The organism is Nocardia sp. MDA0666 (assembly GCF_003023875.1).
Classification (GTDB): Bacteria; Actinomycetota; Actinomycetes; order Mycobacteriales; family Mycobacteriaceae; genus Nocardia; species Nocardia aobensis.
Genome location: NZ_PYHT01000029.1, coordinates 54,678 through 81,631, shown reverse-complemented (window position 1 = coordinate 81,631; position 26,954 = coordinate 54,678). Strand labels below are relative to the sequence as shown.

The window sequence follows — 26,954 nt, the reverse complement described above, 5'->3', positions numbered from 1 at the left end:
ATAGAGTTACGGCGGCTATAGCGGTGGGGAAACGCCCGGTCCCATTCCGAACCCGGAAGCTAAGGCCACCTGCGCCGATGGTACTGCACTCGCCAGGGTGTGGGAGAGTAGGACACCGCCGGAACATACATTCGCGAAGGCCCCCAACCACCAGGTTGGGGGCCTTCCGCATTTTTGGGACCGGTTCGGGTGGGTATCCCCGGTTCACAGGACTTTCCTAAGTAAGCCTGACACCATTCGGGAGATCGATCGGGATCATGGAAGGTGTCGACCCGGTGCACGCGGTACCGGTCTGGTAGCGGAAGGTGATCCGATGGTTCTACTCCAGGAGCCGGCCACACAGTCAGCACTGGAGTCCGGCCCCGCGCAGGCCGGCCGTTCCCTCACGCTGCGGGATCGACTCAAGCTGCCGATGACCTACAGCTACGGCGCTCTGCTCATCGCGGTGACCGTTCTGGTGTCCGTGCTCAGCGATACGCAGCAGACCCGCGTCATCGAGCATGCGAGCACCAATCTGCACAACCTGCTGGCCGGGCGATTCGGCACCCTCTTCTCGAGCGCCTTCGTGATCGGCGACGGCACCGCGGGCGCTCTGCTCATCCCGCTGCTGGTCTGTCTGCTCATTCTGGCGGAATGGCGCTTCGGGGCGCTGTCACTGCTGCGCATCTTCATCGCCGGGCATATCGGCGCCACACTCGTCGTCGCCGGCGGCCTGTGGGTCGCGGTGAGCGTGAATTGGCTGCCGACGAGTATTTCCCTCGCCGAGGACGTCGGGGTCAGCTACGGCGCGATGGCGGTCATCGGATCGCTGATCGTGGTCCTGCCCGCCAAGTGGCGACCCACGTGGGCGATCTCGCTGGGCGCGGTCGCCGTCGCGGGCGTCATCATGGGCCATACCTTCACCAATGTCGGGCATCTGATCGCCCTGACGATCGGCCTGCTGACCGGGTGGTTGCTGCTGCGCAGCGGTCATGTTCACGCGCACCGGCTCAATCGGTTCGAGATGGGTCTGCTCGTCGTCGCGGCCGTCCTCGGGTACATCCTGCTCGTCGGCTGATCGCCCCGCGCGCAAGCGGTCTCGGCGAGGGCCTAAACTCGACCGGTGCGCCTTGTGATTGCTCGTTGCCAGGTCGATTACGTGGGTCGGCTCACCGCACATCTTCCGATGGCCCGTCGGCTGCTGATGATGAAAGCGGACGGTTCGGTGCTGGTGCATTCCGACGGCGGTTCCTACAAACCGCTGAACTGGATGAGCCCGCCCTGCTGGTTGGAGGAGCGTGAGACCGATGTCGAGACGATGCCCGACGGCTCTCAGCTGTGGGTGGTGACCAACAAAGCCGGTGAGGAGCTGCGGATCACCGTCGAGGACATCGAACACGACTCCGCGCATGAGCTGGGCGTGGATCCCGGGCTCGTGAAAGACGGTGTGGAAGCGCATCTGCAGGAGCTGCTCGCCGAGCACATCGGCACGCTGGGCGACGGCTATACGCTGATCCGGCGCGAATACATGACGGCCATCGGCCCCGTGGACATCCTGTGCCGTGACGCCGGCGGCGCCACCGTGGCGGTGGAGATCAAACGCCGCGGCGAGATCGACGGCGTGGAGCAGCTCACCCGGTATCTGGAACTGCTCAATCGGGATCCGCTGCTGGCGCCGGTGACCGGTGTCTTCGCCGCACAACAGATCAAACCGCAGGCGCGGACCCTGGCCACCGATCGCGGGATCCGCTGCGTCACACTCGATTACGATGCGCTGCGCGGCACCGACAGCACCGAATTCCGGTTGTTCTGAGGGCGCTCGTGCCACGCCGGAAACCTCGTCCGAAATCGTCGCGGCTCCCCCGGGATCCGCGACCCATCGGTGACGTCTTCGGGCGCACCGAGGACGGTCCCTGCGGCGCGGAAACCTTTGTGGTGCGCACGATTCCGGGTTCGCGCGCGGTGAAGACCTATCGGTGCCCGGGCTGCGATCACGAGATCCTGCCCGGCACAGCGCATATCGTGGCGTGGCCGGCCGAGGGCGGCGAAAACGACCGCCGGCATTGGCATTCCGGCTGCTGGCGTGGGCGGCACACCCGCACGATCACGCGGCGCTGGTCGTAACCCGGCCGGGGGTGGGTAGAGAGAAGGCCGCCCCCGCGGTGCGGGAGCGGCCTCGAAACGGGTGGTGAATGTTGTCGCCCTGAGGGGGTGGCGCGTGTTGTCAGCTCGAGACTTCGGCGCTTTCGCGCTCTTCGTCGACGGACTCTTCGTCTTCCGCCTTGACCTCGGGGATGGCCTTCTGCCGGCCGGCTCCGGACTGCTTACCGGACAGCGAACGCTGCTCCGGTGCACCGTCGAGCAGTTCGCTCTCGCGGTTGACCGCGGCCAGCATGGCCGGGACCGAATCGAGCTGGCCGCGAATACCCAACAGCTGGGCCAGAACTCGGCCGCGCAGGACGCGCATTTCCTCTGCCAGTTCCTTGGCGTGCGCGATCTTGCGATCGGCGGACTGGGTGGCGGAGGTGACCAGGCGGTTGGCCTCGTCGGTGGCCTCCTTGATGCGCTGGGCGGCGTCGGAGCGGCTGGATGCCTCCAGCTCCTCCATGGCCTTGGTCAGCTTGGTCCGCTTCTCGGCCATCGTGGCCTCGAAGTCCTGCTGGGCGGCCTTGCGCTTGGCCTCGGCCTCCTTGGTGATGCGGGTGGCATCGGCCTGGGCGGCCTCGACGATCTTGGCCGATTCGGCGCGCGCGTTCGACAGCGTCTGCTCGAATTCGACCTCGAGCGCCTCGCGCTTCTCCTTGGTCTCGGCCAGCAGGGATTCGTACTTGCCACGCATCTCGGTGGCCTGCTGCTCCGCGATGGAGATCATCTCGGCGGCCTCGGCCTGCGCCTGGGCGCGGACCTCGGACGCCTCGTCGGATGCCAATCGCAGCATCCGGGAGATCCGGTCGCTCATGCCTTCCGCGGTGGTGGGCGGAACCGACAGGCGATCGACTTCCTTGCGAAGCTCATCGATCTCGTCGCGGGCGTCCTCCAGCTGGGCGGCCAGGTTACGGGCCTGAGCGGCGGCGGCATCGCGATCTGTTGCGGTGACCCTCAGCTCGGCATCGAAACGGTCGAAGTAATTGCGTACTTCGTCACGGTCGTAGCCTTTACGTACTACCGTGAAAGGCAACGCGACGAAGCGATTGCGATCGGGCTCAGTGGACGACATGCCCCACAAACTACAGCCTGTCGACCCACCATGGTGAGTCGACTGCGAATGTCGTTATGAACTGTTTCCGTGGCCCGATTGCGGTACTAGTGAGTAGGATTCGCGGCCGGTTCGACCAATTCGACGAGCACACCGCCAGCATCCTTGGGGTGGATGAAATTGATCCGGGAGTTGGCTGTTCCGGCGCGCGGAGCGTCGTACAGCAAACGGATGCCACGGCCTCGCAGGAAGGTAGCTACCGCGTCGATATCGGTCACGCGGTAGGCCAGTTGCTGCAATCCCGGGCCGTTGCGGTCGATGAACTTGGCGATGGTGGACTCCTCGTTCAGCGGCGCCAGCAACTGCAGGGCAGTGGCGTCGTCGCCGGAACCGGGCAGCGACAGCATCGCCTCGTGCACGCCCTGGGCCTCGTTGACCTCGCGATGGGTTTCGACCATGCCGAGATTGTCCGAATACCACGCCACGGCGGTATCGAGATCGGGCACGGCGATGCCGACGTGGTCGACGGCGATGACGTAATCGGCGGGAATGAAAGCGGACGCATCGGTAGTGCTCACTCTACGAAGGTAGCGCGCACCTACCTGGAGCTGCCGGGACGGGAAGGGTTACCGTTGAGTACGAGAGCGGCCCGCCGCCAGTACGAGGGCGGCCCGCCACCGAGTATGTGAGCGGCTCGCCGCTACGTCCCTGAATGCGAGAAGCGAGGTTCATCGTGGCCACCACCTCTGTCATCGTCTCCGGCGCCCGTACCCCGGTCGGTCGGCTGCTCGGTGGGTTGTCCGGGTTCTCCGGGTCGGATCTGGGTGGTTTCGCCATCAAGGCGGCGCTCGAGCGTGGTGGGGTGGCGCCCGAGCAGGTCGATTACGTGATCATGGGTCAGGTTTTGACCGCGGGTGCGGGTCAGATTCCGGCGCGTCAGGCCGCGGTCGCAGGTGGTATCCCGATGGATGTGCCGGCGGTGACGGTGAACAAGGTGTGTTTGTCGGGTATCAACGCGATCGCGTTGGCGGATCAGCTGATTCGCGCCGGTGAGTACGAAATCGTGGTGGCCGGTGGTCAGGAGTCGATGAGCCGGGCCCCGCACATGCTGGAGAAGTCGCGTGAGGGCTTCAAGTACGGCGATGTCACCCTGCGCGACCACATGGCTTATGACGGGTTGCACGACATCTTCACCGATCAGGCGATGGGCGCGTTGACCGAGTCGCGCAATGCCGGTGACGGGATCGGCCGCGCCGAGCAGGACGCGTTCGCGGCGGCTTCGCATCAGAAGGCGGCTGCGGCGTGGAAGAACGGTGTGTTCACCGATGAGGTGGTGCCGGTGTCGGTGCCGCAGCGCAAGGGCGATCCGATCGTGGTGAGCGAGGACGAGGGCGTGCGCGCGGATACGACGGCGGAGTCGCTGGGCAAGCTGCGTCCGGCCTTCGCGAAGGACGGCACGATCACGGCGGGGTCGGCGTCGCAGATTTCCGACGGTGCGGCCGCGGTGGTCGTGATGAGCAAGGCGAAGGCTCAGGAGCTGGGGTTGAGCTGGATCGCGGAGATCGGTGCCGCGGGTGTGGTGGCCGGTCCGGATTCCACGCTGCAGGACCAGCCCGCGAACGCGATCGCGAAAGCGTGCGCGAAGGAAGGTATCTCGCCGGCGGATCTGGATCTGGTGGAGATCAACGAGGCGTTCGCGGCGGTCGGGATCGCCTCGACCCGCAAGCTGGGGATCGATCCGGAAAAGGTCAACGTCAACGGCGGCGCGATCGCGATCGGTCACCCGCTGGGCATGTCGGGTGCGCGGATCGTGCTGCACCTGGCGCTGGAGTTGCAGCGCCGCGGTGGCGGGGTCGGCGCGGCCGCGCTGTGCGGTGGCGGCGGCCAGGGCGACGCCCTCATCGTCCGCGTCTGAGGCCGAATCTCGCTGTGGCATGACCCACACCTACTACGACGCTGCGTAGTCGTTGGGCACAATGGTGGCCATGGGCGAATTCTTCGACGTGAGCACCGTGGCCAAGCGGGTGCGTCTGTTCGGACTGCTGGAAGCGCCGTCGTGGGCGCTGTTGTTGCTCGGTTCGGTGCTCAAGCGGCTGCCCGAACCCATCACCTGGCCGGTGATGGTGTTCGGCATGCTGCACGGCATCATCTTCCTGCTGTACGCGGTGAGCCTGCTGCTGGCCTGGCGCGAATACGAATGGCCCGGCAAGACGATCCTGCTGGGTCTGGTGTCGACGGTGGTGCCGTTCACCTCGGTGTGGTTCGAGCGCTGGGCGATTCGGACCGGACAATTGGGAGAGCTGAGCCCGGCCGCGACCCCGGCGCCCGCCGCGTCGTGACAAACTGGATGTCGTGACTCGACCTGCTGCACGTCGTCCCTCGCCCGCCGCTGCCGCTGCCATGGCCGGAGCGGTGGATCTGTCCGCTCTGAAACAGCCGGCCGCCACGGATGTTCCGGGCGATCACGCCGTCACCGAGGCCGATTTCGAGACCAAGGTGCTGCGGCGATCGCTCGAGGTGCCGGTTGTCGTCGTCCTGTATTCGCAGCGCAGCCCGGGAAGTGTCGAACTGGTCAAGCTGTTCGAGCGACTGGTCGGCAGCGCCGGGGGCAGCTGGGAACTGGCCACCATCGAGGCCGAGCCGAATATGCGGATCGCCCAGGCCTTCGGGGTGCAGGGCATTCCGACCGTGATCGCGGTGGCCGCCGGGCAGCCGCTGGCCGATTTCCAGGGCTCGCAGCCCGAGGAACAGGTCAAGCAGTGGCTTGCCGCGGTCGTCGACGCGGTGCGGGGCAAACTCCCCGGCGCCGGTGACGATCAGGATCAGGCGCCCGCGCCGGAGGATCCGCGGTTCGTGGCCGCCGAAGAGGCACTCGATCGCGGTGATATCGCCGGGGCCGAGGCCGCCTACGAGGCGATCCTGGCCGCCGAACCCGCCAACGAGGAGGCCAAGGCGGCGCTGCGGCAGGTGCGATTCTTCGGCCGCGCCCGGGAGTTGCCGGCCGACGCGATCGCGGTGGCCGACGCCGATCCGGGCAATATCGACGCCGCCTTCACCGCGGCGGATGCCGAACTGTTCAACCAGCAACGCGAGGCCGCCTTCGATCGGCTGATCGGGTTGATCAAGCGGACCGCGGGCGACGACCGCAACCGCGTGCGCACCCGGCTGGTGGAACTGTTCGAGCTGTTCGACACCGCCGATCCGGTGGTGGTCGCGGCCCGGCGCAAGCTGGCGACGGCCCTGTACTGAGCCACGCCCGGTCGTCGCGGTGATCGACCGATCGGCCGCGACGACCGATAATCGGCGCAGGCGCCGGCGGACTCCGCCGTCGGCGTGGGGACGGGAGGCCGATGTGAAGGCAACGATGCGTGGTCTGATCGGCGCCGCATGCGCGGCGGCGGTGCTGATGCCGGCGAGCAGCGCCGCGGCCCATGATGCGGCCACCCAACTGATCTTCACCCGCACCGAACCCGACCGTTCGCCTCGCACCGTCACGTTGACCTGCGATCCGATCGGCGGCTCACATCCCGACGCCTCCTCGGCCTGCGCGTATCTGGCCGATGCCGAATTGGCGCTCCCGGATTCGGATTCCGGAGTTCGCTGCTTCCGGTACTACCCGGTGGAGTTGCGTGCGCACGGTACGGTTCGCGGCACTCCGGTGTCGATCGAGCACACCTATGGGTGCGTGGTCCCGGACCTGCCGGCGCCCTGGAAGTTCTGAGCCCGGATGACCGTGCGAACCGAGCATCCGATCGTCACCGCGGTCCTCGACCGGCACCGTGACGACCTGGGCGACGATCTGACGACATACCGCAACCACGTGCTGCGCTGCCTCAACTACCACCGGGCGCTGCTCGATACCCCGCTGCCCGATGCGGCGGTGCTCGCGTGGGCCGTGCACGACCTCGGCATCTGGACCGCCGGGACCTTCGACTATCTCGCGCCCTCCGCCGCGCTGGCCGAGGAGTGTGCGGCCGAATTCGCAATCTCCGACCACGAGGCGGTCCGGCGGATGGTGCTCGACCATCACCGGGTACGCACGGTGGATGATCCGGTCGCCGAGAGCTTCCGGATCGCGGACCGTATCGACGTCAGCGGCGGCCTCGTGCGCGGCGGTCTGCCCCGGGCCGAGGTGCGCGCCGTCGTCGCCGCGCTGCCGTATCACGGCTTTCATCGCCTTCTGGCCGAGAGCGCAGCGCGGTGGGCGCTGCGTCATCCGTTGCGGCCGTTGCCGATGCTGCGGTGGTGATCGGGCGTCAGCCAGACGGCGCTGTTGGGCGCGATGGTGACCTCCGCCGAGTACGGCCGGCCGTGCGAGGGGCAGGCCGAGGCCGATACCGCGCCGAGATTGCCGGTGCCGCTGCCGCCGTAGTCGGTGGCGTCGGTGTTGAGGATTTCGTGCCATATGCCGGGAGCCGGCAGCCCGATGCGGTAGTCGCGGTGTTCGAGACCGGAGAAATTGAAGACGCAGGCCACGACCGAGCCGTCGGTGCCGTAGCGCAGGAAGGCGAGCACGTTGTGCACGTGGTCGTCGGCCTCGATCCAGGCGTAACCGCCGGGCGCGGTGTCCTGCGTCCACAGCGCGGGGTGCGCGCGGTAGACGGCGTTGAGATCGGCGACGAGGGCGCGGATACCGTCGTGCAGCGGGTTGGCGAGTTCGTCCCAGTCCAGCCCGCGGTCGTGTGACCACTCGCGGAACTGGCCGAATTCCTGGCCCATGAACAGCAGTTGTTTACCCGGATGTGCCCACATGTAGGCCAGCACCGCGCGGACGCCGCAGGCTTTGGCGTAGTCGTCGCCGGGCATGCGGGTCCACAACGTGCCCTTGCCGTGCACCACCTCGTCGTGGCTGATCGGCAGCAGATAGTTCTCACTCCACGCGTAGACCGCCGAGAACGTGATCTCGTTGTGGTGCCAGCTGCGATGTACCTGATCGCGCCCGAGGTAGCCGAGCGTGTCGTGCATCCAGCCCATATTCCATTTCAGGGTGAAGCCCAGCCCGCCGACCTCCGTGGACCGGGTGACCCCCGGCCAGGTGGTGGATTCCTCGGCGATGGTCACCACGCCGGGATGATCGGCGTGGACGGCGGCGTTCAGTTCGCGCAGGAAGGCGACGGCCTCCAGATTCTCCCGGCCGCCGTGCACATTCGGCTCCCAGCCGCCGGGCGGACGCGAATAGTCCAGGTACAGCATCGAGGCGACGGCGTCGACGCGCAGCCCGTCGATATGGAACTCCTCGAGCCAGAACCGCGCGTTCGCGACCAGGAAGTTGCGCACCTCGTTCCGCCCGTAGTCGAAAATATAAGTGCCCCACTCCAATTGCTCGCCGCGACGGGGATCGGGATGTTCGTAGAGGGCGCTGCCGTCGAAGCGGGCCAGGGCCCACTCGTCGCGCGGGAAGTGGCCGGGCACCCAGTCGAGGACGACGCCGATGCCGTGGGCATGCAGGTGGTCGACGAACGCGCGGAAATCGTCGGGGGTGCCGAAGCGGGCGGTCGGCGCGTAATAGGAGGTGACCTGATACCCCCAGGAGCCGCCGAAGGGGTGTTCCGCGACGGGCAGCAGTTCGACGTGGGTGAATCCTTGTGCCCGAACATATTCCGCGAGCTGTTCGGCGGCGGTGCGATAGTCGAGTCCGGGCCGCCAGGAGCCGAGATGAACCTCGTAGATGCTCATCGGCTCGCGAGTGGGGTCGCGCCGGGTGCGGGCGGCACACCAGTCCTGATCCGACCACCGGTAGGTGGTGTCGGCGACGACCGACGCCGTCGCGGGCGGGGTTTCGGCGGCGAAGGCCAGGGGGTCGGCGTGGTCGACGGTCCGCCCGTCGGCGCCGTGAACGCGATATTTGTATCGCGTGCCCGCCGCCACGCCGGGGACGAACACCTCCCACACCCCGGATGAGCCGAGCCGGCGCATCGGCGTACTCGTTCCACTCCAGCGGTCGAAATCGCCGAAGACGGTGACACCGCGCGCATTCGGCGCCCAGACCGCGAACGACGTGCCGGTGACCTCGCCGTCGAGGGTGGTGTAGCGGCGCGGATGCGCGCCGAGTACCTCCCAGAGCCGTCGATGCCGTCCCTCGCCGAGCAGGTGCAGGTCGAGCTCGCCCACGGTCGGCAGGAAGCGATACCCGTCGGCGGTGAGTACGGTCCGGCTGCCCGGATACGTCACGACCAGCCGGTAGTCCCACAGTTCCGGGAACCCGGCCACGCCCTCGAAGACGCCGTGGCCGATGTGGTGCAGCGGATGATCGACGCCGCCGATGCGGACCGACACCGAATCGGCATGGGGCCGAAGGGTTCTGATCACCGTTCCGTCCGGATGCGGATGCGCGCCGAGGACCGTGTGCGGGTCGGTGTGGGTACCGGCGGCCAGCAGCATCAGATCGCGCCGATTCATCGGCGCGGCCGCCGGGCGGTGGTCCGGCCTGCGGTCACCGGAATGTCCTGCGGAAGGCCAATTCGGTGCGGGCGGCCGCGGAAACCGCCGGGAGCGCGAGGATGTGGGCGGGGGCACGCACGGGATCCAGCCGCACGTAATTGGTTTGCGCCCAGTGGTATTCCTCGCCGCTGATCTCGTCGTGCACCGTCGGGCGGTCGTGCCATTCCCGCCCGATGGCCGGCATGTCGAGCGAGATCATCCCGTCCTCGGCGCCGAACGGATTGAGGTTGACCACGACCAGCACCGCGTCCCCGGAGCCCGGATCGATCTTCGAATACGCCAGCAACGCCTCGTTGTCGACGTGGTGAAAGGAGATGCAGCGCACCTGTTGTAGCGCCGGATGTGCCCGGCGGATCTCGTTCAGCCGGGTGATGAACGGTTCCAGCGATTCACCGCGCGCCGCGGCCTCGGTGAACCGGCGCGGACGCAACTGGTATTTCTCCGAATCGAGATATTCCTCGCTGCCGGGTCGCACGGCCTGATGTTCGAAAAGTTCGAAGCCGGAATACATTCCCCAGCTCGGCCCCAGCGTGGCCGCGAGCGCGGCGCGTACGGCGAACATGCCCGGACCGCCGTGCTGCAGGCTCTCGTGCAGGATGTCGGGAGTGTTGACGAACAGGTTGGGCCGGGCCTCGTCGGCCTTGGCGGCGAGTTCGCGACCGAATTCGGCCAGTTCGTAGGCGCCGGTGCGCCAGGTGAAATACGTGTAGGACTGGGAGAATCCGCGCCGGGCCAGGCCGTAGAGGCGAGCCGGGCGGGTGAATGCCTCGGACAGGAAGATCACGTCGGGATCGGTCCGGCGTACCTGCGCGATCAACCATTCCCAGAAGTCGGCCGGTTTGGTGTGCGGATTGTCGACCCGGAAGATCTTGACGCCCAGAGCGATCCAATGCCGCACGACACCGAGTACGGCGGCATACAGCCCGTCCGGATCGTTGTCGAAATCCAGCGGGTAGATGTCCTGATATTTCTTCGGCGGATTCTCCGCGAACGCGATGGTGCCGTCGGGCAGGGTGGTGAACCATTCCGGATGGCTGCGCACCCACGGATGATCGGGCGCGCACTGCAGAGCCAGATCCAGTGCGACCTCCAGGCCGAGTTCGCCTGCGGCACGGACGAATTCGGCGAAATCATCCTCGGTGCCCAGAAGCGGATGGACGGCGTCGTGGCCGCCCTCGGCCGATCCGATCGCCCACGGGGAGCCGAAATCGTCGGGCCCGCACGTCAGAGAGTTGTTGGGGCCCTTGCGGTTCACCGTGCCGATCGGGTGGATCGGCGGCAGGTAGACGACGTCGAAACCCATGGCCGCGATGCGTGGCAGTTCCTTCGTCGCGGTGGCGAAGGTGCCGTGCACCGGATTGCCGTCGGCGTCCCAGCCGCCGGTGGAGCGGGGGAAGAATTCGTACCACGAGCCGACCAGCGCGCGCCGCCGCTCGACCAGCACGGTGTGCGCCGGACCGCGGGTCACCAGGTCGCGCAGCGGCGTCTCGCGCAGGATCTCGGCCACCTCGGCGCTGAAGGCGGGCGCCACCCGCGCCGGCAGTTGCGCATCGCTGCGCAGCGCGGCCGCGGCGCCGCGCAGTTTCTCCCATTGGCGTTTCGGGACCGCTTGGGCGGCCCGTTCGAACAGCCGGGCGCCGATCTCGAGATCGTTGGCCAGATCCGCCGCGCTCTGGCCGACGGCGAGTTTCGCCTCGACCGCGGCCCGCCAGCCGGTGATCGGATCGCCCCAGCCTTCCACGCGAAAGGTCCACAGCCCCGGCGTATTCGGGGTGAACACCGCGTTGAAGACATCGGGTTCGAACTCGGGGGCCATCCGGATCCGCTGGGTGCGGCCGCCGCCCGGTCCGCGCACGGCCAGGGTGGCGGCCACCGCGTCGTGACCCTCGCGCCACACCACGGCCCGCACCGGGACCACCTCGCCGACGACGGCCTTGGCCGGATATCCGCCCGCGACGGCCGGGGCGGTGTCATCGATGGCGATGCGACCGGTCACGGCACCAACCGTACCGGTAGTTCGGGGGCGACCACGAACGCGCGCGACGTGGGCCTGCGCGATTGCGGGCCGGAGGGGCCCGTGACAGACTTTCCGGGGCGTTGGTTCCGTTTCTGGTGGACGCCGGTGCGGGGCGAACGGCCGGCACGAACGAATTCGCCGGGAGAGCCGAGAGAAAGGGAATCTCGTATGACAGCAGTGCAGGTGCAGACCGTGGAGATCGCGACGCCCGACGGTGTCGCCGACGCGTACGTCACCTACCCCGCGGCGGGCAGGAGATACCCCGGTGTGCTGCTGTACATGGACGCGTTCGGACTGCGTCCGAGTCTGCGCGCACTTGCCGACGATTTCGCCGCGGCCGGATACACCGTGCTGGTCCCCAACGTCTTCTACCGGCACGGCCGGGCGCCACTGCTCGAGCTGCCGGATTTCATCGACCCGCAGCAGCGTCCGGACCTGTTCGCCACGATCGCCCCGATGCTGCGGGAGCTCACCCCGGATCTCGTGGTCCGCGATGCCGGCGCCTACCTGGACTGGCTCACCGCGTTCGAGCACACGGCCCAAGGACCGATCGCCACCGCCGGCTACTGCATGGGTGGCCGGTTGGCGGTGTACACGGCCGGCGCGTTCGGTGACCGGATCGCGGCCGCGGCCGGGTTCCACACCGGCGGATTGGTGGTCGACGGTCCCGACAGCCCGCATCTGGCCGTCGAGAATGCCTCGGCGGAGATGTATTTCGGCCATGCCGACCAGGACCGCTCGCTGACGCCGGAACAGATCGAGACGTTCGACAAGGCGCTCGCCGCGGCCGGAGTGCGCTACCGCGCCGAGGTCTACCCCGGCGCACACCACGGTTACACCCAGACCGACACCGCGGCCTACGACCGCGAAGCCGACGAGCGGCACCGGCGCGAACTGCTGGCCCTGCTCGATCGGACGCTGCGGGGATAAAGCCTTTCGCAGCAGGTCAGCGCACTGGCTCGGCCTCGGCGTGGGAGGGACGGGCCGGTGCCGCCGTGTAGGGTCTACCCGGTGAAGGCATTGCGTCGTTTCACCGTTCGTGCCCATCTGCCGCAGCGGCTGGCCGCCCTCGGTGAGCTGGCCGCCAATCTGCGGTGGTCATGGCACGGGCCTACTCAGGATGTGTTCGCGCAGCTGGATCCCGAGTTGTGGGTGCGGGTCGGGCGCGACCCGGTGCGGATGCTCGGCGAGGTGGACGCCGACCGGCTCGACGAGTGGGCCGCCGACCCCGACTATCAGGCGGCCGTCGACGCCGCGGAGGCCGACCTGCGGGACTATCTGACCAGACCTCGCTGGTTCGGCGAACATATCGCCGCGGAGCCGGAAAGCCCGGCGCCGCGCGGTATCGCCTACTTCTCCATGGAATTCGGTGTGACCGAGGTGCTGCCGAATTATTCGGGCGGGCTGGGGATTCTGGCTGGTGACCATCTCAAGGCGGCCTCGGATCTGGGGTTGCCGCTGATCGGCGTCGGCCTGCTGTATCGGTCCGGCTATTTCCGGCAGTCGCTCACCGCCGACGGCTGGCAGGCCGAACGCTATCCCGACCTCGATCCGCAAGGCCTGCCGCTGCGGCTGCTGGCCGAGGAGGGCGCGCCGGTGCTCGTCCACGTGCCCATGCCCGAGGGCCGGGTACTGCGCGCCCGGGTGTGGATCGCTCAGGTGGGACGAATTCCGTTGCTGCTGCTCGATTCCGATATCGGCGACAACGATCCGGAACTGCGCGCGGTGACCGACCGGCTCTACGGCGGCGACCAGGACCACCGCATCAAACAGGAGATTCTGGCCGGAATCGGCGGCGTGCGCGCGGTCCGCGCCTACACCCGGGCTCGCGGCCTGCCGGATCCGGATGTGTGGCATATGAACGAGGGCCACGCGGGATTCCTCGGGATCGAGCGGATCCGCGAATATATGTCGGGCGGAATGGATTTCGACTCCGCGCTCGCCGCGGTCCGGGCCGCGACCGTCTTCACCACGCATACTCCGGTGCCCGCGGGCATCGATCGGTTCGCCGCCGGATTGGTCCGCCGTTACTTCGGCGGCGCCCACGGTGAACGGGAATCGCCGCTGCTGCCGGGGATTTCGGTGGATCGGATCCTGGCGCTGGGACGTGAGGCCGATCCTTCGGTGTTCAACATGGCCCACCTCGGTTTACGACTCGCTCAGCGCGCCAACGGTGTTTCGCGATTGCACGGTGAGGTCAGCCGCGACATGTTCGCGCCGCTGTGGCCCGGATTCGACGCGGCGGAGGTGCCGATCGGTTCGGTGACCAACGGTGTGCACGCCCCGACCTGGGCGGCTCGCGAATGGATCGACAAGGCGCGCGACCTCGTGGGTCCCGAGCTCGTGGCCGAGGGGCGCGGCTGGGAACAGCTGCGGGCCGTGGATCTGCAGGAGCTGTGGGAGACGCGGGCGACGCTGCGTGCGGTACTGGTCGCGGAGGTCCGTCGCCGGCTGCGGGAATCGTGGCTCGAACGCGGCGCGGCGCCGGCCGAATTGGGTTGGGTGGACGAGGTTTTCGATCCCGGTGTGCTGACCGTCGGCTTCGCCCGGCGGGTGCCCACCTACAAGCGGCTGACACTGATGCTGCGTGATCCGGACCGGCTGCGCGCGCTGCTGCTCGATCCGGAGCGACCGCTGCAACTGGTGGTCGCCGGTAAGAGCCATCCCGCCGACGACGGGGGGAAGGCGCTGATCCAGCAGGTGGTGCGGTTCGCCGACGATCCGGCGGTGCGGCACCGCATCGTGTTCCTGCCCGATTACGACATGTCGATGGCCCGCTACCTGTACTGGGGTTGCGATGTGTGGTTGAACAATCCGCTGCGTCCGCTGGAGGCGTGCGGGACGTCCGGGATGAAGGCCGCACTCAACGGCGGGCTCAATCTCTCGATCCGCGACGGCTGGTGGGACGAGATGTACGACGGCGACAACGGCTGGGCCATCCCGACCGCCGACGGCGTCCGCGACGATCATCGGCGCGACGATCTGGAGGCGGCCGCGCTGTACGAGATGTTGCAGCGCTCGGTGCTGCCGCGGTTCTACGAGCGCGACGAATCCGGCCTGCCGGTGCGCTGGATGGAAATGGTGCGCCATACGCTGCGCACCCTCGGTCCGAAGGTGCTCGCCTCGCGCATGGTCCGCGACTACACCACCGGCTACTACCTCCCGGCCGCCGGTTCCTATGCCGCGGTCGCGGCCGGCGACTTCGCCGGTGCGCGGGCACTGGCCGAATACCGCCGCCGCCTCGAGGGGGTGTGGTCGCAGGTGAAGGTCCTTCAGGTCGACAGCTCCGGCCTGCCCGATATTCCGGTGATCGGCGCGGAACTGTCGCTGCGGGCCCGCATCGATCTGGCCGGTCTGTCCGCCGGCGATGTGGTGGTGCAGGCGGTTCTGGGCCGGGTCGGCTCCGACGACGAGCTGACCGATACGGCGGTCGTCGACATGGACCACCTCTCCACGGATGCCGGCACCGAGCAGTACGCGGTCACCACGCCGGTGCCGCATTCCGGTGCCGTCGGCTATACCGTCCGCGTGCTGCCCCGACACCCTCTGCTGTCGGGCCCGGCGGAACTCGGACTGGTGGCCGCGGCACGACCGTAGACCGTCTGGTCAGCGGGAATATCGGGAAGCGTGATTTGCCACATGTTCGCCGATCTGAATGGCACCGAACGGCCGGAGACCGATACGGTGCCCTCGGCACAGTCGGATCGGACCGGGGCGAGGGTGGAGAGCAGCAGATGAGCAGTGTCGACGTCCTGTCGCGGTCCAAGGGACGCCTCGATTCGTACTTCGGAATCGCCCGGCTCGGATCGACCATGAAGCGCGAGCTCATGGCGGGAACCGTCACCTTCCTGGCGATGTCCTATGTGCTCGCGGTCAACCCGGCGGTTCTCGGCGACCACGGTCAGCTCGGATCGCGCGGTATTCCGACCCAGGCGGTATTCACCGCGACCGCGGTGGCCGCGGTGGTGGGCACGCTGGTGATGGGGGTGTGGGCGCGCTACCCGATCGCGCTCGCTCCCGGGATGGGGTTGAACGCCTTCTTCGCCTATTCGGTCGTGCTGGGGATGGGTATCGACTGGCAGGTGGCACTGTCGGGCACGCTGCTGTCGGGCATCATCTTCTTCATCCTCGCGGTGACCAAGATCCGCGAGAAGATCATCGACGCGATTCCGCTGCAACTGAAGTTGGCCGTCGGCGCCGGGATCGGCATGTTCGTCGCCTTCCTCGGTCTCAAGAACGCCGGGATCGTGGTCTCCGATCCTGCGACCTTCGTCCACCTGGGTGACTTCACCAAGGGGACCACACTGCTCGCTCTGTTCGGACTGCTGGTGACGGTCGTCTTCCTGGTGCTCGGCTGGCACGGCGCCGTGCTGTACGGCATCGTCTCCACGACGGTCGTCGGCATCGTCAGCGGGCTCGTGCATCTGCCGCATCAGGTGGTGGCGCTGCCGCACGGGCTGGACCAGACCTTCGGCCAGGCCATCGTGAATCTGCCGCACGCGTTCACCGGCCAGATGGCGATCGTCGTGCTGACCATGCTCTTCGTCGACTTCTTCGACGCCTCGGGCACCCTGATCGGCATCGCCAACCAAGCCGGACTGCTCGGGCCCGACGGGAAACTGCCGCGCGCCGCGCAGGCGCTGGCCGCCGATTCGATCGGCACCGCCGCGGGCGCCATCATCGGCACGTCGACCACCACCGCCTACGTCGAGTCCACGGCCGGCGTCAGCGCGGGCGGGCGAACCGGGCTCACCGCCGTCTCGACCGCCGGCTGGTTCCTGGCCGCCATGTTCTTCTTCCCGATCTTCGCGGTGGTCGCCGATGTCCCCGCGGTGACGGCGCCGGCGCTGATCGTGGTGGGTGTGCTGATGTCGCGGGCGCTCGGCGACATCGATTGGGGCAGGCTCGAATACGCGATCCCGGCGTTCATCACCGTGATCATGATGCCGCTGACCTATTCGATCGCCAACGGGATCGCGATGGGGCTGACCTTCTATCCCGTCGTCATGGTCGCGCGGCGGCGCGGGCGTGAGGTGCACCCGGTGATGTGGGTGCTGATGGCGGTATTCCTCGCGTACTTCTTCTTCCTCGCCGACTGAACGGAATAAGTGGTGAACCGGGCTCGGTTGGTCACCGTGTTATCAATCGGACCGCGGTCCGTTTTGCTTTCGTCAACTAACGAGATGAGGACTTCGACGATGACCGCCAATACCGAGCCCCGGACCGCCGCCCGCCCGCTGGAATTCCGGACCGCGGCCGATCCGGTCGCCGCCGATATCGGCCTCCTGCTGTTGCGGCTGGTCTTCGGCGGCCTGCTCTTCGTGCACGGCACTCAGAAGCTCTTCGGCTGGTTCAACGGCCCCGGCCTGTCCGCGACGGCCGCCGGATTCCAGCACATGGATTACGAACCCGGAAAATTCTTCGCCACACTCGCCGGATTGTGCGAGTCGGTCGGCGGCGGTCTGCTGTTCCTCGGGTTGGTGACGCCCCTGGCTGCCGCGATCGTGCTCGGCACCATGATCAACGCGATGCACGTGACCTGGCCGCACGGGCTCGAGGGCTACGAGTCCGCGCTGCTGTTCGCGACGGTCGCGGTGGCGCTGGGCTTCACCGGCCCGGGCCGCTTCTCGGTCGATCACGGGCGGCCATGGCAGCGGCACGGCATCGTGTGGGGAGTCGGCGCGGTCGTGATCGGTGTAGTGGCCGCGGTGATCACGCTGCTCGTGAAGTAGGTTCGCGGGCTGGGTGATATGAGTGTCCCCACGTCGCGTGCAGGGTTCGCGACGCGGGGACCTCGGATACTCCGATGTGGGAATTGGGGTGCACCGGAAGTATCGCCCGCCAACTTACTTCTGAACAGAAGTAGTTTCCCAGCCAATGTGGCAGGCGTCACAGAACGGTTCGGTTCAGTTCTCGGCGGCCACGGCCGGATCGGGGGCCGTCGCGGTCAATCGCCGCAGCGCCTTGGCGACGACCTCGGGGTCGGAGGTCTCCCAGTACGGGGGCAGGGAGGCGCGCAGATATCCGCCGTAGCGGGCGGTCACCAGGCGCGGATCCAGAATCGCCACCACGCCGCGGTCGTGCACGCTGCGCAGCAGCCGCCCGGTGCCCTGGGCCAGCAGCAGGGCGGCGTGGTTGGCCGCGATGGCCATGAAGCCGTTGCCGCCGCGCGCCTGCACGGCCTGCTGCCGGGCGACCAGCAGCGGATCGTCGGGCCGGGGGAACGGAATGCGGTCGAGAATGACCAGGCTCAGCGACGGTCCGGGAACGTCCACGCCCTGCCACAGCGAGAGCGTGCCGAACAACGAGGTCGCGGGATCTTCGGCGAAGCGCCGGACCAGGGTGCCGGTGGCGTCCTCGCCCTGGCACAGGATCGGCGTGTCCAGGCGTTCGCGCAGGATTTCGCTGGCGGCCTTGGCGGCGCGCATCGAGGAGAACAACCCCAGCGTGCGCCCGCCGGCCGCCTCGATCAGCCGCTCGATCTCGTCCAGATAGGCCGGGGCCAGGCCGTCGCGGCCGGGAGCCGGAAGATGTTTGGCGACATAGAGGATGCCGGATTTCGCGTGATCGAACGGCGAGCCCACATCCAACGAGTTCCAGCGCATGGCCGAGGTGTCGGCGGGAGCTTCGGCTCCGTTCGCCATCGCCGGGTCGATGCGGCGGCTGCCCTGATCCGCGCGGTCGGCGCCGGGGACGTCGGTCCCGGCGCGATCGGGCGTCTGCGGGGGCAGCCCCCACGTGACGGCCAACCCGTCGAAGGAACCGCCGACCTGCAGGGTGGCCGAGGTGAGAACGACCGTCGCGGTGCCGAACAACCGGCTGCGCAGCAACCCGCCCACCGAAAGCGGGGCCATGTGCAGCGTGCGCCGGGCGACGCCGCGCACCTCGTCCACGGCCAGCCACAGCACATCGCGGCGGGCTGCCGGATCGGGTTCCTCGAATGCCGTCAGCGCGCGCACGGCGGTATCGTGCACCTCCTCGACCGCGGCCACCGCCATGTTGCGGGCCGCGGCGGCCTCCGGATCCCCCTGCGGCGCACCGGAACCGGGAGGCGCGAGGGCGGTACGGACGGTCCAGGCGGCATCGCGCAGCAGAGCCAGCACCTGATCGCCGCCGGTGGGGAGTTCGTCCCAGCGGCCCGGCGGCAGATCCTCGAGCAGTTCGTGCCATGCCTCCGCCGCACCCTCGAGCCGGTCGAGGTCGCCCTCGTCGACGAGTTTGGTGCAGCGCTTGGCCGCCGCCGTGATGGTCGCGGTGGACAGTTCCGCGGTCGCCACCCCGGTGACCCGGTCCACCAGTTCGTGCGCCTCGTCGATGACGACCACATCGTGTTCGGGCAGCACCTGGATTCCGCTGATGGCATCGATGGCCAGCAGCGCATGGTTGGTGACCACCACATCGGCCTGCCCGGATTCCGCGCGGGCGCGCTCGGCGAAGCAGTCGGTGCCGAACGGGCAGCGCGATTTGCCCAGGCATTCCCTCGCCGACACGCTGACCTGACGCCAGGCCCGGTCGCTGACGCCGGGGACCAGCTCGTCGCGGTCGCCGGTCTCGGTGTCGGAGGCCCAGTCGTTGAGGCGCTGCACCTCGCGCCCGAGCCGGGAGATCGCGAAGGCGTCGAACAGTTCGGTCTCCGGCGGTTCGTCCGGGATCGCGCTGTTGATCTTGTGCAGACAGAGATAGTTATTGCGGCCCTTGAGGATCGCGAACCGGGCGCGCCGGCCCAGCGGTTTCTCCAGCGCCTGTGCCAGCCGCGGCAGATCGCGGTCGACCAACTGCCGCTGCAGCGCGATGGTGGCGGTGGACACCACGACCGTCCGCCCGCTCTGTACCGCATGCCGCAGACTCGGCACCAGATAGGCCAGCGACTTACCGGTGCCGGTTCCGGCCTGGACGGCCAGGTGTTCCTTGGTGTCGATGGAGTGCGCGACCGCGGCCGACATGGTCTGCTGGCCGGTACGCGCCGTACCGCCGAGTGCTTCCACGGCGGTCGCCAGCAAAGTCGGTACGGGCGGGAGTTCGGGCACCCAGGAAGACTAGCGCCCCCTGCCGACAACCGGCCCGACCGGCGGCGGTCGCCGGTGGTTGCCCGCGCTCGTCCGGGCGGAGTTGTGCACAGGCCGGCGGTTGTACACAGGGCGCATCGCGGTGACGCCCGATCCGGTGGCGGCGTCCGGGACGGCCAGTAGGGTTGGCGGTGATCCGCATCAGGGGGTGCGGTACGGGGAAGGAGACGCGCGTGGAGCCGGATTACCGCACCTGGATCGCCGGGGGATCGCACCTCGAGCTGAGTGGCCACCGGATCTTCCACCGGCAGGACGGCCCGATCGACGGGCGGCCGGTGACGCTGCTGCACGGATATCCGACGTCCTCTCACGATTGGGTCTCGATCCTGCCCGCCCTCACCGAATCCGGCTGCCGGGTAACGACTCTGGATTTCCTCGGCTTCGGGGCCAGCGACAAACCGCGCGGGCACGACTATCGGATGACCGAACAGGCCACGCTGGTCGAACAGCTCTGGCAGCGGCTCGGCATCACCGCCACCGCGCTCGTGGCACACGATTACGGTGTCAGCGTGGCGCAGGAGTTGCTGGCCCGCGACAGTGCGCGGGTGCGGCGGATGGCCTGGCTCAACGGCGGCCTGTACCCGGACCTGTACCGGCCCTTGCCGATTCAGCATCTGATGACCACCCAGATCGGCAAGATACTGAATCCGCTCATGTCGGAGACGACCTTCCGTATGACGTTGCGCCGCATCCTCGGTCGCCCGGTCTCCGACACCGATCTGCACCAGATGTGGCTGGCGATGACCGACGGCGGCGGTAAGCGCGTGCAATGGGCGCTCAATCGCTACCACGCCGAGCGCCGGGCCAATGCGTCACGCTGGCAGCAGGCGCTCGAAAGTTATTCCGGGCCGGTGCTTTTCGTGTGGGGCCCGGCCGATCCGATCAGCGGTGGGCACCTGCTGCCGCGGCTGCGGGAACGACTGCCGCAGGCCCGGTTCGAGGTACTGGACGCGGCGCCCGCGACGGGTCACTACCCGCAGGTCGAGAACCCGGGGCCGGTAGCCGCCGCGCTCGTGGAATTCCTGGCCTCGGAGTCCTAGCCGACCTCGCGGTTATGTGTTCGTGGGCAGGCTGACCGCCAACTCCACTCCGGCGGCACGCAGACCGTCCAGCGCGGTGGCGGTCGTCTCCGGTGACACCGCCGCGGTGAGGTTCAGCAGTACCCGGGTGGCCAGACCCGCCGCGCGGGCATCGGCGGCGGTGGCGCGGACGCAGTGGTCGGTGGCGATACCGCAGATGTCCACGGCGTCGACGCCCTTGTCGCGCAACCATGTCGCGAGTTCGACCGCATCGTCGGTCGAACCCTCGAATCCGGAATAGGCAGCGCTGTAGGCGCCCTTGGAGAACACCGCGTCGAGAGTGGAGGTGTCGAGATTCGGATGGAAATCCGCACCCGGCGTGCCGGCGCGGCAGTGTGGCGGCCAACTGTCCACGTAATCGGGACGATCGGAGAAATGGGCACCCGGATCGATGTGGAAGTCCCGGGTGGCGGCGATCGCGGCATAGTCGCCGCGGTGTGCGGCCAGATAGTCGCTGATCTGCCGGGCCACCGCGGCGCCGCCGGCGACGGCCAGGGAGCCGCCCTCGCAGAAATCGTTCTGCACATCGACGACGATGAGCGCTCTACCCATCTCCCGCACCTCGTTTCGCCGGTTGCCCCACGTTCATTGTAGGAAGGTGGTCGGAACGGCCGGTTCGCCCGCGGAGAGCTTCAAGCCCTCCCAGGGCAAACTGACCAGACCACGGGCGACCAAATCCCGGCTGTGCGCCAGATCCGGTGCGTCGGCCGCCGGCTCACCCTTGCGAATCAGCGGAACCAGCAGATCCCGCACGTCGTAACCGTTGCCGGTGGGGCGTTGCGCGGTGGCCGGATACACGATCTCCTCGACGATGGTGCCGGTATCGCGGGACAGTCGCACCGCGCGCTTGGTGCCGCCTCGCGACTGTTTGTGGCTACTGCGCTTGGCCACCGGTACGCCCTCGACCTCCACCAGTTTGTAGACCATTCCGGCGGTCGGCGCGCCCGACCCGGTGACGAGGGAGGTGCCCACGCCGTACACGTCGACAGGTTCGGCACGCAGTGCGGCGATCGCGTATTCGTCCAGATCGCCGGACACCACGATGCGGGTCTTCTTCGCGCCGAGGGCGTCGAGCTGGTCGCGCACCTGCCGCGCCAGGACGCCCAGGTCGCCGGAATCGATTCGCACACCGCCCAATTCGGGCCCGGCGACCTCGATGGCGCGGGCCACCCCGGCGGTGATGTCGAAGGTGTCCACCAGCAGTGTGGTGCCGATGCCGAGCGCGTCGACCTGACTGCGGAAGGCCGCCGCCTCGTGCTGCCCGTCCGGGCCGCTGTGCAACAGCGTGAAGGCGTGCGCGCTGGTGCCGGCGCCGGGAATGCCGTAGCGCCGCACCGCCTCCAGATTCGAGGTGGCATCGAATCCGGCGAGATACGCGGCGCGGGCGCAGGCGGGAGCGGCCAGTTCGTGGGTGCGGCGCGAACCCATCTCGATCATCCGGCGGCCCGCGGCCGCGCTGACCATCCGTGCCGCCGCGGCGGCGATCGCGCTGTCGTGGTTGAGGACCGACAGGATCAGCGTTTCCAGCACCACGCACTCGGCGAAACTGCCGCGCACCGACAGGATGGGGGAGCCGGGGAAGTAGAGATCACCTTCCAGATAGCCGTCGATGTCGCCGGTGAAGCGGAAATCACGCAGCCACTCCAGCGTTCGCGCGTCCAGGAATCCCGCCGCGACAGCGAGTTCGGCTTCGCCGAAGCGGAAGTCCCGCAACGCGGTGAGCAACCGGTCGGTACCCGCGACGACGCCGTATCGGCGACCGTGTGGCAACCGGCGAGCGAATACCTCGAAGGTGCATTGCCGCTGTGCCGAACCGTCGGCCAGGGCGGCCGCGAGCATGGTCAGCTCGTACTGGTCGGTCAGCAGGGCGGTGCTCGCGGCGGCGGCCGAAGTGTCCACGCGGCCACTGTAGACATACCGGACGCGCGGCGGGCGCCGCGGTGCGCGCGGCGTCGCGGAGGGCCGTCCGGAGGTGCTCGGCGCGGGTGTTGTTTATCCGGAGCCGCGTCGTACTCTGAGGGTATGGGTCTGTGCATGAGAGACGCCGTCCGGAGCGCCGCCGGTCCGGCCGGCGCGAACCAGGCAGCGGCGCGAGCGACGGGCCCGCAGGACACGGCGGGGCGGGGACGGTCGTGGGCGGGGCGAGACATCCGCGTAGGCGTCGTGGCCGGACGGTTGTCGGCGGCTCAGGCCACACCGGAGACCGTCGAGGTCACCGAGATCCTGGAGGCCGAGGACCGGCCGTGGGTCACGGTGGTCTGGGACGACCCGGTGAACCTGATGCACTACGTCACCTACATCTTCCAAAAGCTGTTCGGTTACAGCAAAGCCAAAGCAACCGAGCTGATGCTGCAGGTACACAACGAGGGCAAGGCGGTGGTGTCGTCGGGATCCCGGGACAGGATGGAGCACGACGTGCAGCGTCTGCACGCCGCCGGGCTCTGGGCGACCATGCAACGTGACCAGTGACCGCGACGGCTACGGTAGCCCCGTGCGCAAGTGGAGCAGGAAGAACTCGCTGAGCGGGCTCAAGCTGCGGTCGGAGATGGACCCCCGAGAGGCGGACGTCCTGCGTTCGCTGGTGGGGGCGGTAACCGGACTGCTCACCGATCGGGCCCGATCCACCCCCGAGGACGATCTCGCGGAGCTGACCGGACTTCGCACCGGCAACAGCGTTCCCCCGGACGATCCGCGACTGGCGCGGCTGCTGCCCGACTTCCATCGCAAGGAACCCGGTTCTCCGGACGCCGACCGCGCCGATCTCAACAGCGCCCTGCGCAGTCTGCACGAACCCGAGATCATCGACGCGAAGGTGGCCGCCGGCACGGTGGTCCTGGAAACCCTGCCCGAGCGCGGCGGCAAGATCGTGCTCACCCCCGAACAGGCCGACGCCTGGCTGAACGCCCTCAACGACGTGCGGCTTGCGCTGGGCACCGCACTGGGCATCGACGCCGACACGCCCGACCAGCTCGATCCCGACGATCCGCGCGCCCCGCACCTGGACGTCTACCACTGGCTCACCTGGATGCAGGATTCGCTGCTGCACGCCCTCGCTCCCTGACTCCGCTCGCGCTCGCGCAGGCCCACCTCTGCAGGAGGACATGTGACTTCGGTGCCCGGACCTCGGGATTCGATCACCGATGTGGCGGGTGTGCTCGTCGGCCACCACCACGAACTCGATCCGGACGCGGCGCTCGGCTCCGGCGCCGCGACCGGCTGCACCGTGGTGCGCGTGCCGGGCGGAGCCACCGCGTCGGTCGATGTGCGGGGCGGGGGACCGGGCACCCGTGAGACCGATCTGCTCGATCCCGGCCAGACGGTGCGGCAGGTGAACGCGGTGCTGCTCACCGGTGGCAGCGCCTACGGGCTGGCGGCCGCCGACGGGGTGATGCGCCGGCTGGAGGAGGACGGCGAGGGCATTCCGATGGATCCGGCCGATCCCTCGCGGGTGGTGCCGATCGTTCCCGGCGCGGTGATCTTCGATCTCCCGGTGGGAGCGTGGGATATCCGGCCGACCGCGGAATTCGGTTATCGCGCAACGCAATCGGCGAGTGAGACTGTCGAGCGTGGCAGTGTGGGGGCCGGCACCGGTGCGCGGGCCGGTTCCATCAAGGGCGGAATCGGTACGGCCAGTGTGCGTTTCACCGCGGGACCGGCCGCCGGCCACACCGTCGGGGCGCTGGTGGTCGCCAATCCGGTGGGTTCGGTATTCGATCCGCGTACCGGCCTGCCGTGGGGCGCGGGTACCGACGGACCGGAGCATTTCGGTCTGGCACCGGCCACCGCCGAAGCCCTGGCCCGTGCCAATGCGCTGCCGGTGAAGGGGACGGTGCTCAACACCACCATCGGTGTCGTCGCCACCGATGCCGCGCTGGATCCGGCGGGATGTCGCCGGCTCGCGGTCACCGCGCACGACGGGCTGGCTCGCGCGATCCGCCCCGCCCATTCCCCGCTCGACGGCGACACGCTGTTCGCGCTGGCCACCGGCACGATCACCGCGGAGTCGAATATTCCACTGCCACCCGCGTTTCCGGCGGACCTGTTGCTGCTCGACGAACTGTGCACCGCGGCCGCGGTCTGTGTGGAGCGGGCGATCGTGGACGCGATTCTGCGGGCGAACCCGGTGGCAGGCATCCCGACCTACCGCGAGTTGTTCGGCTGAGCCCCGGCCTGCCCCTATCGAGGCATTGCGCGCCGTGTGATGCGCTATATCAGGCCCGCCCGCGCGGTGGGTGGGAATAGCCGAATATCCTCGGCCGTTGACGGCAGCGATACTACCCGCGCGGGCCGGGCGCGTCGCGGGCGTGAGCGGAAGGATTCGAACTGTGCTGGTGATCAGGGCCGATCTCGTGGATGCGATGGTGGCGCACGCTCGCGCCGATCATCCCGACGAGGCCTGCGGTGTGATCGCCGGCGCCGAGGGCTCCGACCGCCCCGAGCGATTCGTGGCCATGATCAATGCCGAGCGCTCGCCCACCTTCTACCGGTTCGACTCCGGCGAACAGTTGCGGGTCTGGCGGGAGATGGACGACCGTGACGAGGAGCCGGTGGTGATCTACCACTCGCACACCGCCACCGAGGCCTATCCCAGCCGGACGGACATCTCGTACGCCTCCGAGCCCAACGCCCACTACGTGCTGGTGTCCACCCGCGACCCGCAGGAGCACGAACTGCGCAGCTACCGGATCCTCGACGGTGTGGTCACCGAGGAACCGGTCAAGATCGTGACCGAGTACCCCCGGGCCTGAGCCCGACGCGTCCGCGAACCAGGCGACCAGAAGAAACAGGAGCACCCATGTCGGTAACCGTGTCCATCCCGACCATCATGCGCACCCTCACCGGAGGTGAGAAGCGGGTCCAGGCGACCGGTTCCACCCTCGCCGAGGTGATCGGCGACCTCGAGGCCAACTACCCCGGACTCGAGCAGCGCCTGCTGTCCGACGGCAAGCTCAACCGCTACGTCAACATCTACGTCGACGACGAGGACGTGCGCTTCGCCGGTGGGCTGGAGGCCGAGGTTCCGGCCAACGGCTCGGTGACCATTCTTCCTGCCGTCGCCGGAGGCGGCCTGGACAGCACCGTCGCCGGCGGCGCGCGCGGCCGCTGATTTCCGTGGCACGCTACGAATCGCTGATCGAGACCCTCGGCAACACCCCGCTGGTGGGTCTGAAGACGCTGTCGCCCCGATGGGACGGTGACGACCACGTCCGGTTGTGGGCCAAACTGGAGGACCGCAACCCGACCGGGTCGATCAAGGACCGTCCGGCCCTGCGCATGATCGAGCAGGCCGAGGCCGACGGCACGCTGCGGCCCGGCTGCACGATCCTGGAGCCGACCAGTGGCAACACCGGCATCTCGCTGGCCATGGCCGCCAAACTCAAGGGGTATCGCCTGGTCTGTGTGATGCCGGAGAACACCTCGGTCGAGCGGCGGCAGTTGCTGACCATGTTCGGCGCCGAGATCATCGACTCCCCGGCCGCCGGCGGCTCCAACCAGGCCGTCGCGAAGGCCAAGCAGATCGCCGCCGAACATCCCGACTGGGTGATGCTGTACCAGTACGGCAATCCGGCCAATGCCGATGCGCACTATCAGGGCACCGGCCCGGAGATCCTGGCGGACCTGCCGGAGATCACCCACTTCGTCGCCGGGCTGGGCACCACCGGAACCCTGATGGGGACCGGCCGCTACCTGCGTGAGAACGTCGCGGAGATCGATATCGTGGCCGCCGAGCCGCGCTACGGCGAACTGGTCTACGGGCTGCGCAACATCGACGAGGGCTTCATTCCGGAGCTCTACGACGAATCGGTGCTGACCTCGCGGTTCTCGGTGGGGCCCTACGACGCGGTGCGGCGCACGCGGGAGCTGGTGCTGGAGGAGGGCATTTTCGCCGGCATCTCCACCGGCGCGATCCTGCACGCCGCCCTCGGGGTGGGCAACAAGGCATTGCGCGCGGGTAAGCGGGCCGATATCGCGTTCGTGGTGGCCGACGGCGGCTGGAAATACCTGTCGACCGGCGCGTACGACGGCACGCTGGAGGAGGCCGAGGAACGTCTCGAAGGTCAGCTCTGGGCCTAGTAGTTCGGTGGACCGTCGCCTCGCGGCCGCACCGCCGGTCCTCGCCGCAGCGGTACCGTTGAGGGCGAGCGACCGGACGGCCGGTCTCGCGAGGAGGTGAT

Annotated in this window: 26 protein-coding genes and 1 rRNA gene; 20 read left to right on the top strand and 7 right to left on the bottom strand. The window is 68.4% G+C overall.

Features of this window, described 5'->3' with window-relative positions:
* Positions 1-7: 7 nt before the first annotated feature.
* The 4 genes from rrf to C8258_RS28620 all read left to right on the top strand — a co-directional run bounded on the left by rrf (position 8) and on the right by C8258_RS28620 (position 2,103).
* A 5S ribosomal RNA gene (rrf, locus tag C8258_RS28635) occupies positions 8-124 on the top strand.
* Positions 125-313: 189 nt separating this feature from the next.
* Complete coding sequence (locus C8258_RS28630; protein WP_106957808.1) at positions 314-1,057, top strand: rhomboid-like protein; 744 nt, start codon at positions 314-316, stop codon at positions 1,055-1,057.
* Positions 1,058-1,102: 45 nt separating this feature from the next.
* Positions 1,103-1,792 (top strand): endonuclease NucS, encoded by a 690-nt coding sequence (nucS, locus tag C8258_RS28625; protein ID WP_036498613.1) that lies wholly within the window; start codon positions 1,103-1,105, stop codon positions 1,790-1,792.
* 8 nt (positions 1,793-1,800) lie between these two features.
* Complete coding sequence (locus C8258_RS28620; RefSeq protein WP_106957807.1) at positions 1,801-2,103, top strand: ATP/GTP-binding protein; 303 nt, start codon at positions 1,801-1,803, stop codon at positions 2,101-2,103.
* A 100-nt stretch (positions 2,104-2,203) separates the two neighbouring features.
* Here the strand turns inward: C8258_RS28620 and C8258_RS28615 are convergent, their stop codons facing one another.
* Entirely contained in the window at positions 2,204-3,196 is a 993-nt protein-coding gene (locus tag C8258_RS28615) for a hypothetical protein (RefSeq protein ID WP_051024364.1), read from the bottom strand.
* A gap of 86 nt (positions 3,197-3,282) precedes the next feature.
* A complete protein-coding gene (gene mce / locus C8258_RS28610) occupies positions 3,283-3,753 on the bottom strand; it encodes a methylmalonyl-CoA epimerase (RefSeq protein WP_036498615.1) in 471 nt (156 codons plus the stop codon).
* 155 nt (positions 3,754-3,908) lie between these two features.
* On the opposite strand from mce, the gene C8258_RS28605 reads away from it, so the two are divergent.
* The 5 genes from C8258_RS28605 (at position 3,909) to C8258_RS28585 (ending at position 7,424) form a co-directional block, all read left to right on the top strand.
* Positions 3,909-5,090 (top strand): acetyl-CoA C-acetyltransferase, encoded by a 1,182-nt coding sequence (locus C8258_RS28605; RefSeq protein ID WP_233225400.1) that lies wholly within the window; start codon positions 3,909-3,911, stop codon positions 5,088-5,090.
* A gap of 70 nt (positions 5,091-5,160) precedes the next feature.
* Positions 5,161-5,514: a DUF3817 domain-containing protein gene (locus C8258_RS28600; RefSeq protein WP_036498619.1), complete on the top strand. Its 354-nt coding sequence runs from the start codon at positions 5,161-5,163 to the stop codon at positions 5,512-5,514.
* A 61-nt stretch (positions 5,515-5,575) separates the two neighbouring features.
* Entirely contained in the window at positions 5,576-6,424 is an 849-nt protein-coding gene (locus C8258_RS28595; protein WP_106957805.1) for a tetratricopeptide repeat protein, read from the top strand.
* Positions 6,425-6,527: 103 nt separating this feature from the next.
* A complete protein-coding gene (locus tag C8258_RS28590; RefSeq protein ID WP_146161356.1) occupies positions 6,528-6,896 on the top strand; it encodes an SSI family serine proteinase inhibitor in 369 nt (122 codons plus the stop codon).
* Between the two features lie 6 nt (positions 6,897-6,902).
* Positions 6,903-7,424 carry a hypothetical protein gene (locus C8258_RS28585; RefSeq protein ID WP_106957803.1) on the top strand — a complete coding sequence of 174 codons (522 nt, stop codon included), beginning with the start codon at positions 6,903-6,905 and terminating at the stop codon, positions 7,422-7,424.
* Here C8258_RS28585 and glgB read toward each other — a convergent pair.
* Both glgB and C8258_RS28575 read right to left on the bottom strand, forming a co-directional pair.
* The gene (gene glgB / locus C8258_RS28580) at positions 7,388-9,574 is read right to left on the bottom strand and encodes a 1,4-alpha-glucan branching protein GlgB (protein ID WP_106957802.1); all 2,187 of its coding nucleotides are present in this window, start codon (positions 9,572-9,574) and stop codon (positions 7,388-7,390) included. The genes C8258_RS28585 and glgB overlap by 37 nt on opposite strands.
* Before the next feature lie 34 nt (positions 9,575-9,608).
* Entirely contained in the window at positions 9,609-11,612 is a 2,004-nt protein-coding gene (locus C8258_RS28575) for an alpha-1,4-glucan--maltose-1-phosphate maltosyltransferase (RefSeq protein WP_106957801.1), read from the bottom strand.
* A 189-nt stretch (positions 11,613-11,801) separates the two neighbouring features.
* Between C8258_RS28575 and C8258_RS28570 the strand changes: the two genes are divergently transcribed.
* The 4 genes from C8258_RS28570 (at position 11,802) to C8258_RS28555 (ending at position 17,365) form a co-directional block, all read left to right on the top strand.
* Entirely contained in the window at positions 11,802-12,563 is a 762-nt protein-coding gene (locus tag C8258_RS28570) for a dienelactone hydrolase family protein (RefSeq protein WP_106957800.1), read from the top strand.
* Between the two features lie 81 nt (positions 12,564-12,644).
* Positions 12,645-15,230, top strand: coding sequence for an alpha-glucan family phosphorylase (gene glgP, locus C8258_RS28565; protein ID WP_106957799.1), 2,586 nt, complete (start codon positions 12,645-12,647; stop codon positions 15,228-15,230).
* Between the two features lie 137 nt (positions 15,231-15,367).
* Entirely contained in the window at positions 15,368-16,732 is a 1,365-nt protein-coding gene (locus tag C8258_RS28560; RefSeq protein WP_106957798.1) for an NCS2 family permease, read from the top strand.
* 99 nt (positions 16,733-16,831) lie between these two features.
* Positions 16,832-17,365, top strand: coding sequence for a DoxX family protein (locus C8258_RS28555; protein WP_199195885.1), 534 nt, complete (start codon positions 16,832-16,834; stop codon positions 17,363-17,365).
* Positions 17,366-17,539: 174 nt separating this feature from the next.
* Here C8258_RS28555 and C8258_RS28550 read toward each other — a convergent pair whose 3' ends face one another.
* Positions 17,540-19,660 (bottom strand): ATP-dependent DNA helicase, encoded by a 2,121-nt coding sequence (locus C8258_RS28550; RefSeq protein WP_106957796.1) that lies wholly within the window; start codon positions 19,658-19,660, stop codon positions 17,540-17,542.
* A 212-nt stretch (positions 19,661-19,872) separates the two neighbouring features.
* Between C8258_RS28550 and C8258_RS28545 the strand changes: the two genes are divergently transcribed.
* The gene (locus C8258_RS28545; RefSeq protein ID WP_106957795.1) at positions 19,873-20,739 is read left to right on the top strand and encodes an alpha/beta fold hydrolase; all 867 of its coding nucleotides are present in this window, start codon (positions 19,873-19,875) and stop codon (positions 20,737-20,739) included.
* A 12-nt stretch (positions 20,740-20,751) separates the two neighbouring features.
* Here the strand turns inward: C8258_RS28545 and C8258_RS28540 are convergent, their stop codons facing one another.
* Entirely contained in the window at positions 20,752-21,330 is a 579-nt protein-coding gene (locus C8258_RS28540; protein WP_106957794.1) for an isochorismatase family protein, read from the bottom strand.
* Between the two features lie 33 nt (positions 21,331-21,363).
* Positions 21,364-22,677, bottom strand: coding sequence for a nicotinate phosphoribosyltransferase (locus C8258_RS28535; RefSeq protein ID WP_106957793.1), 1,314 nt, complete (start codon positions 22,675-22,677; stop codon positions 21,364-21,366).
* Between the two features lie 135 nt (positions 22,678-22,812).
* Here C8258_RS28535 and clpS point away from each other — a divergent pair, with 135 nt between their 5' ends.
* The 6 genes from clpS to C8258_RS28505 all read left to right on the top strand — a co-directional run bounded on the left by clpS (position 22,813) and on the right by C8258_RS28505 (position 26,853).
* Positions 22,813-23,247: an ATP-dependent Clp protease adapter ClpS gene (gene clpS / locus C8258_RS28530; RefSeq protein ID WP_369974826.1), complete on the top strand. Its 435-nt coding sequence runs from the start codon at positions 22,813-22,815 to the stop codon at positions 23,245-23,247.
* A gap of 22 nt (positions 23,248-23,269) precedes the next feature.
* Positions 23,270-23,839 (top strand): DUF2017 domain-containing protein, encoded by a 570-nt coding sequence (locus C8258_RS28525; protein ID WP_063013169.1) that lies wholly within the window; start codon positions 23,270-23,272, stop codon positions 23,837-23,839.
* 42 nt (positions 23,840-23,881) lie between these two features.
* Positions 23,882-24,940: a P1 family peptidase gene (locus C8258_RS28520; RefSeq protein WP_106957792.1), complete on the top strand. Its 1,059-nt coding sequence runs from the start codon at positions 23,882-23,884 to the stop codon at positions 24,938-24,940.
* A gap of 163 nt (positions 24,941-25,103) precedes the next feature.
* Positions 25,104-25,526, top strand: coding sequence for a Mov34/MPN/PAD-1 family protein (locus C8258_RS28515; RefSeq protein ID WP_062968374.1), 423 nt, complete (start codon positions 25,104-25,106; stop codon positions 25,524-25,526).
* A 47-nt stretch (positions 25,527-25,573) separates the two neighbouring features.
* Positions 25,574-25,885: a MoaD/ThiS family protein gene (locus C8258_RS28510; protein ID WP_106957791.1), complete on the top strand. Its 312-nt coding sequence runs from the start codon at positions 25,574-25,576 to the stop codon at positions 25,883-25,885.
* Between the two features lie 5 nt (positions 25,886-25,890).
* A complete protein-coding gene (locus C8258_RS28505) occupies positions 25,891-26,853 on the top strand; it encodes a cysteine synthase (RefSeq protein WP_063013120.1) in 963 nt (320 codons plus the stop codon).
* The last annotated feature ends 101 nt before the right edge of the window (positions 26,854-26,954 follow it).

Excerpts from the sequence above, each read along its gene's own strand:
- C8258_RS28510 (WP_106957791.1), top strand. The coding sequence starts at position 25,574 with ATGTCGGTAACCGTGTCCATCCCGACCATCATGCGCACCCTCACCGGA.
- glgB (WP_106957802.1), bottom strand. The coding sequence starts at position 9,574 with ATGAATCGGCGCGATCTGATGCTGCTGGCCGCCGGTACCCACACCGAC.
- C8258_RS28630 (WP_106957808.1), top strand. The coding sequence starts at position 314 with ATGGTTCTACTCCAGGAGCCGGCCACACAGTCAGCACTGGAGTCCGGC.
- C8258_RS28560 (WP_106957798.1), top strand. The coding sequence starts at position 15,368 with ATGAGCAGTGTCGACGTCCTGTCGCGGTCCAAGGGACGCCTCGATTCG.
- C8258_RS28585 (WP_106957803.1), top strand. The coding sequence starts at position 6,903 with ATGACCGTGCGAACCGAGCATCCGATCGTCACCGCGGTCCTCGACCGG.
- C8258_RS28540 (WP_106957794.1), bottom strand. The coding sequence starts at position 21,330 with ATGGGTAGAGCGCTCATCGTCGTCGATGTGCAGAACGATTTCTGCGAG.
- C8258_RS28615 (WP_051024364.1), bottom strand. The coding sequence starts at position 3,196 with ATGTCGTCCACTGAGCCCGATCGCAATCGCTTCGTCGCGTTGCCTTTC.
- clpS (WP_369974826.1), top strand. The coding sequence starts at position 22,813 with ATGAGAGACGCCGTCCGGAGCGCCGCCGGTCCGGCCGGCGCGAACCAG.
- C8258_RS28600 (WP_036498619.1), top strand. The coding sequence starts at position 5,161 with ATGGGCGAATTCTTCGACGTGAGCACCGTGGCCAAGCGGGTGCGTCTG.
- C8258_RS28555 (WP_199195885.1), top strand. The coding sequence starts at position 16,832 with ATGACCGCCAATACCGAGCCCCGGACCGCCGCCCGCCCGCTGGAATTC.
- C8258_RS28570 (WP_106957800.1), top strand. The coding sequence starts at position 11,802 with ATGACAGCAGTGCAGGTGCAGACCGTGGAGATCGCGACGCCCGACGGT.
- C8258_RS28595 (WP_106957805.1), top strand. The coding sequence starts at position 5,576 with ATGGCCGGAGCGGTGGATCTGTCCGCTCTGAAACAGCCGGCCGCCACG.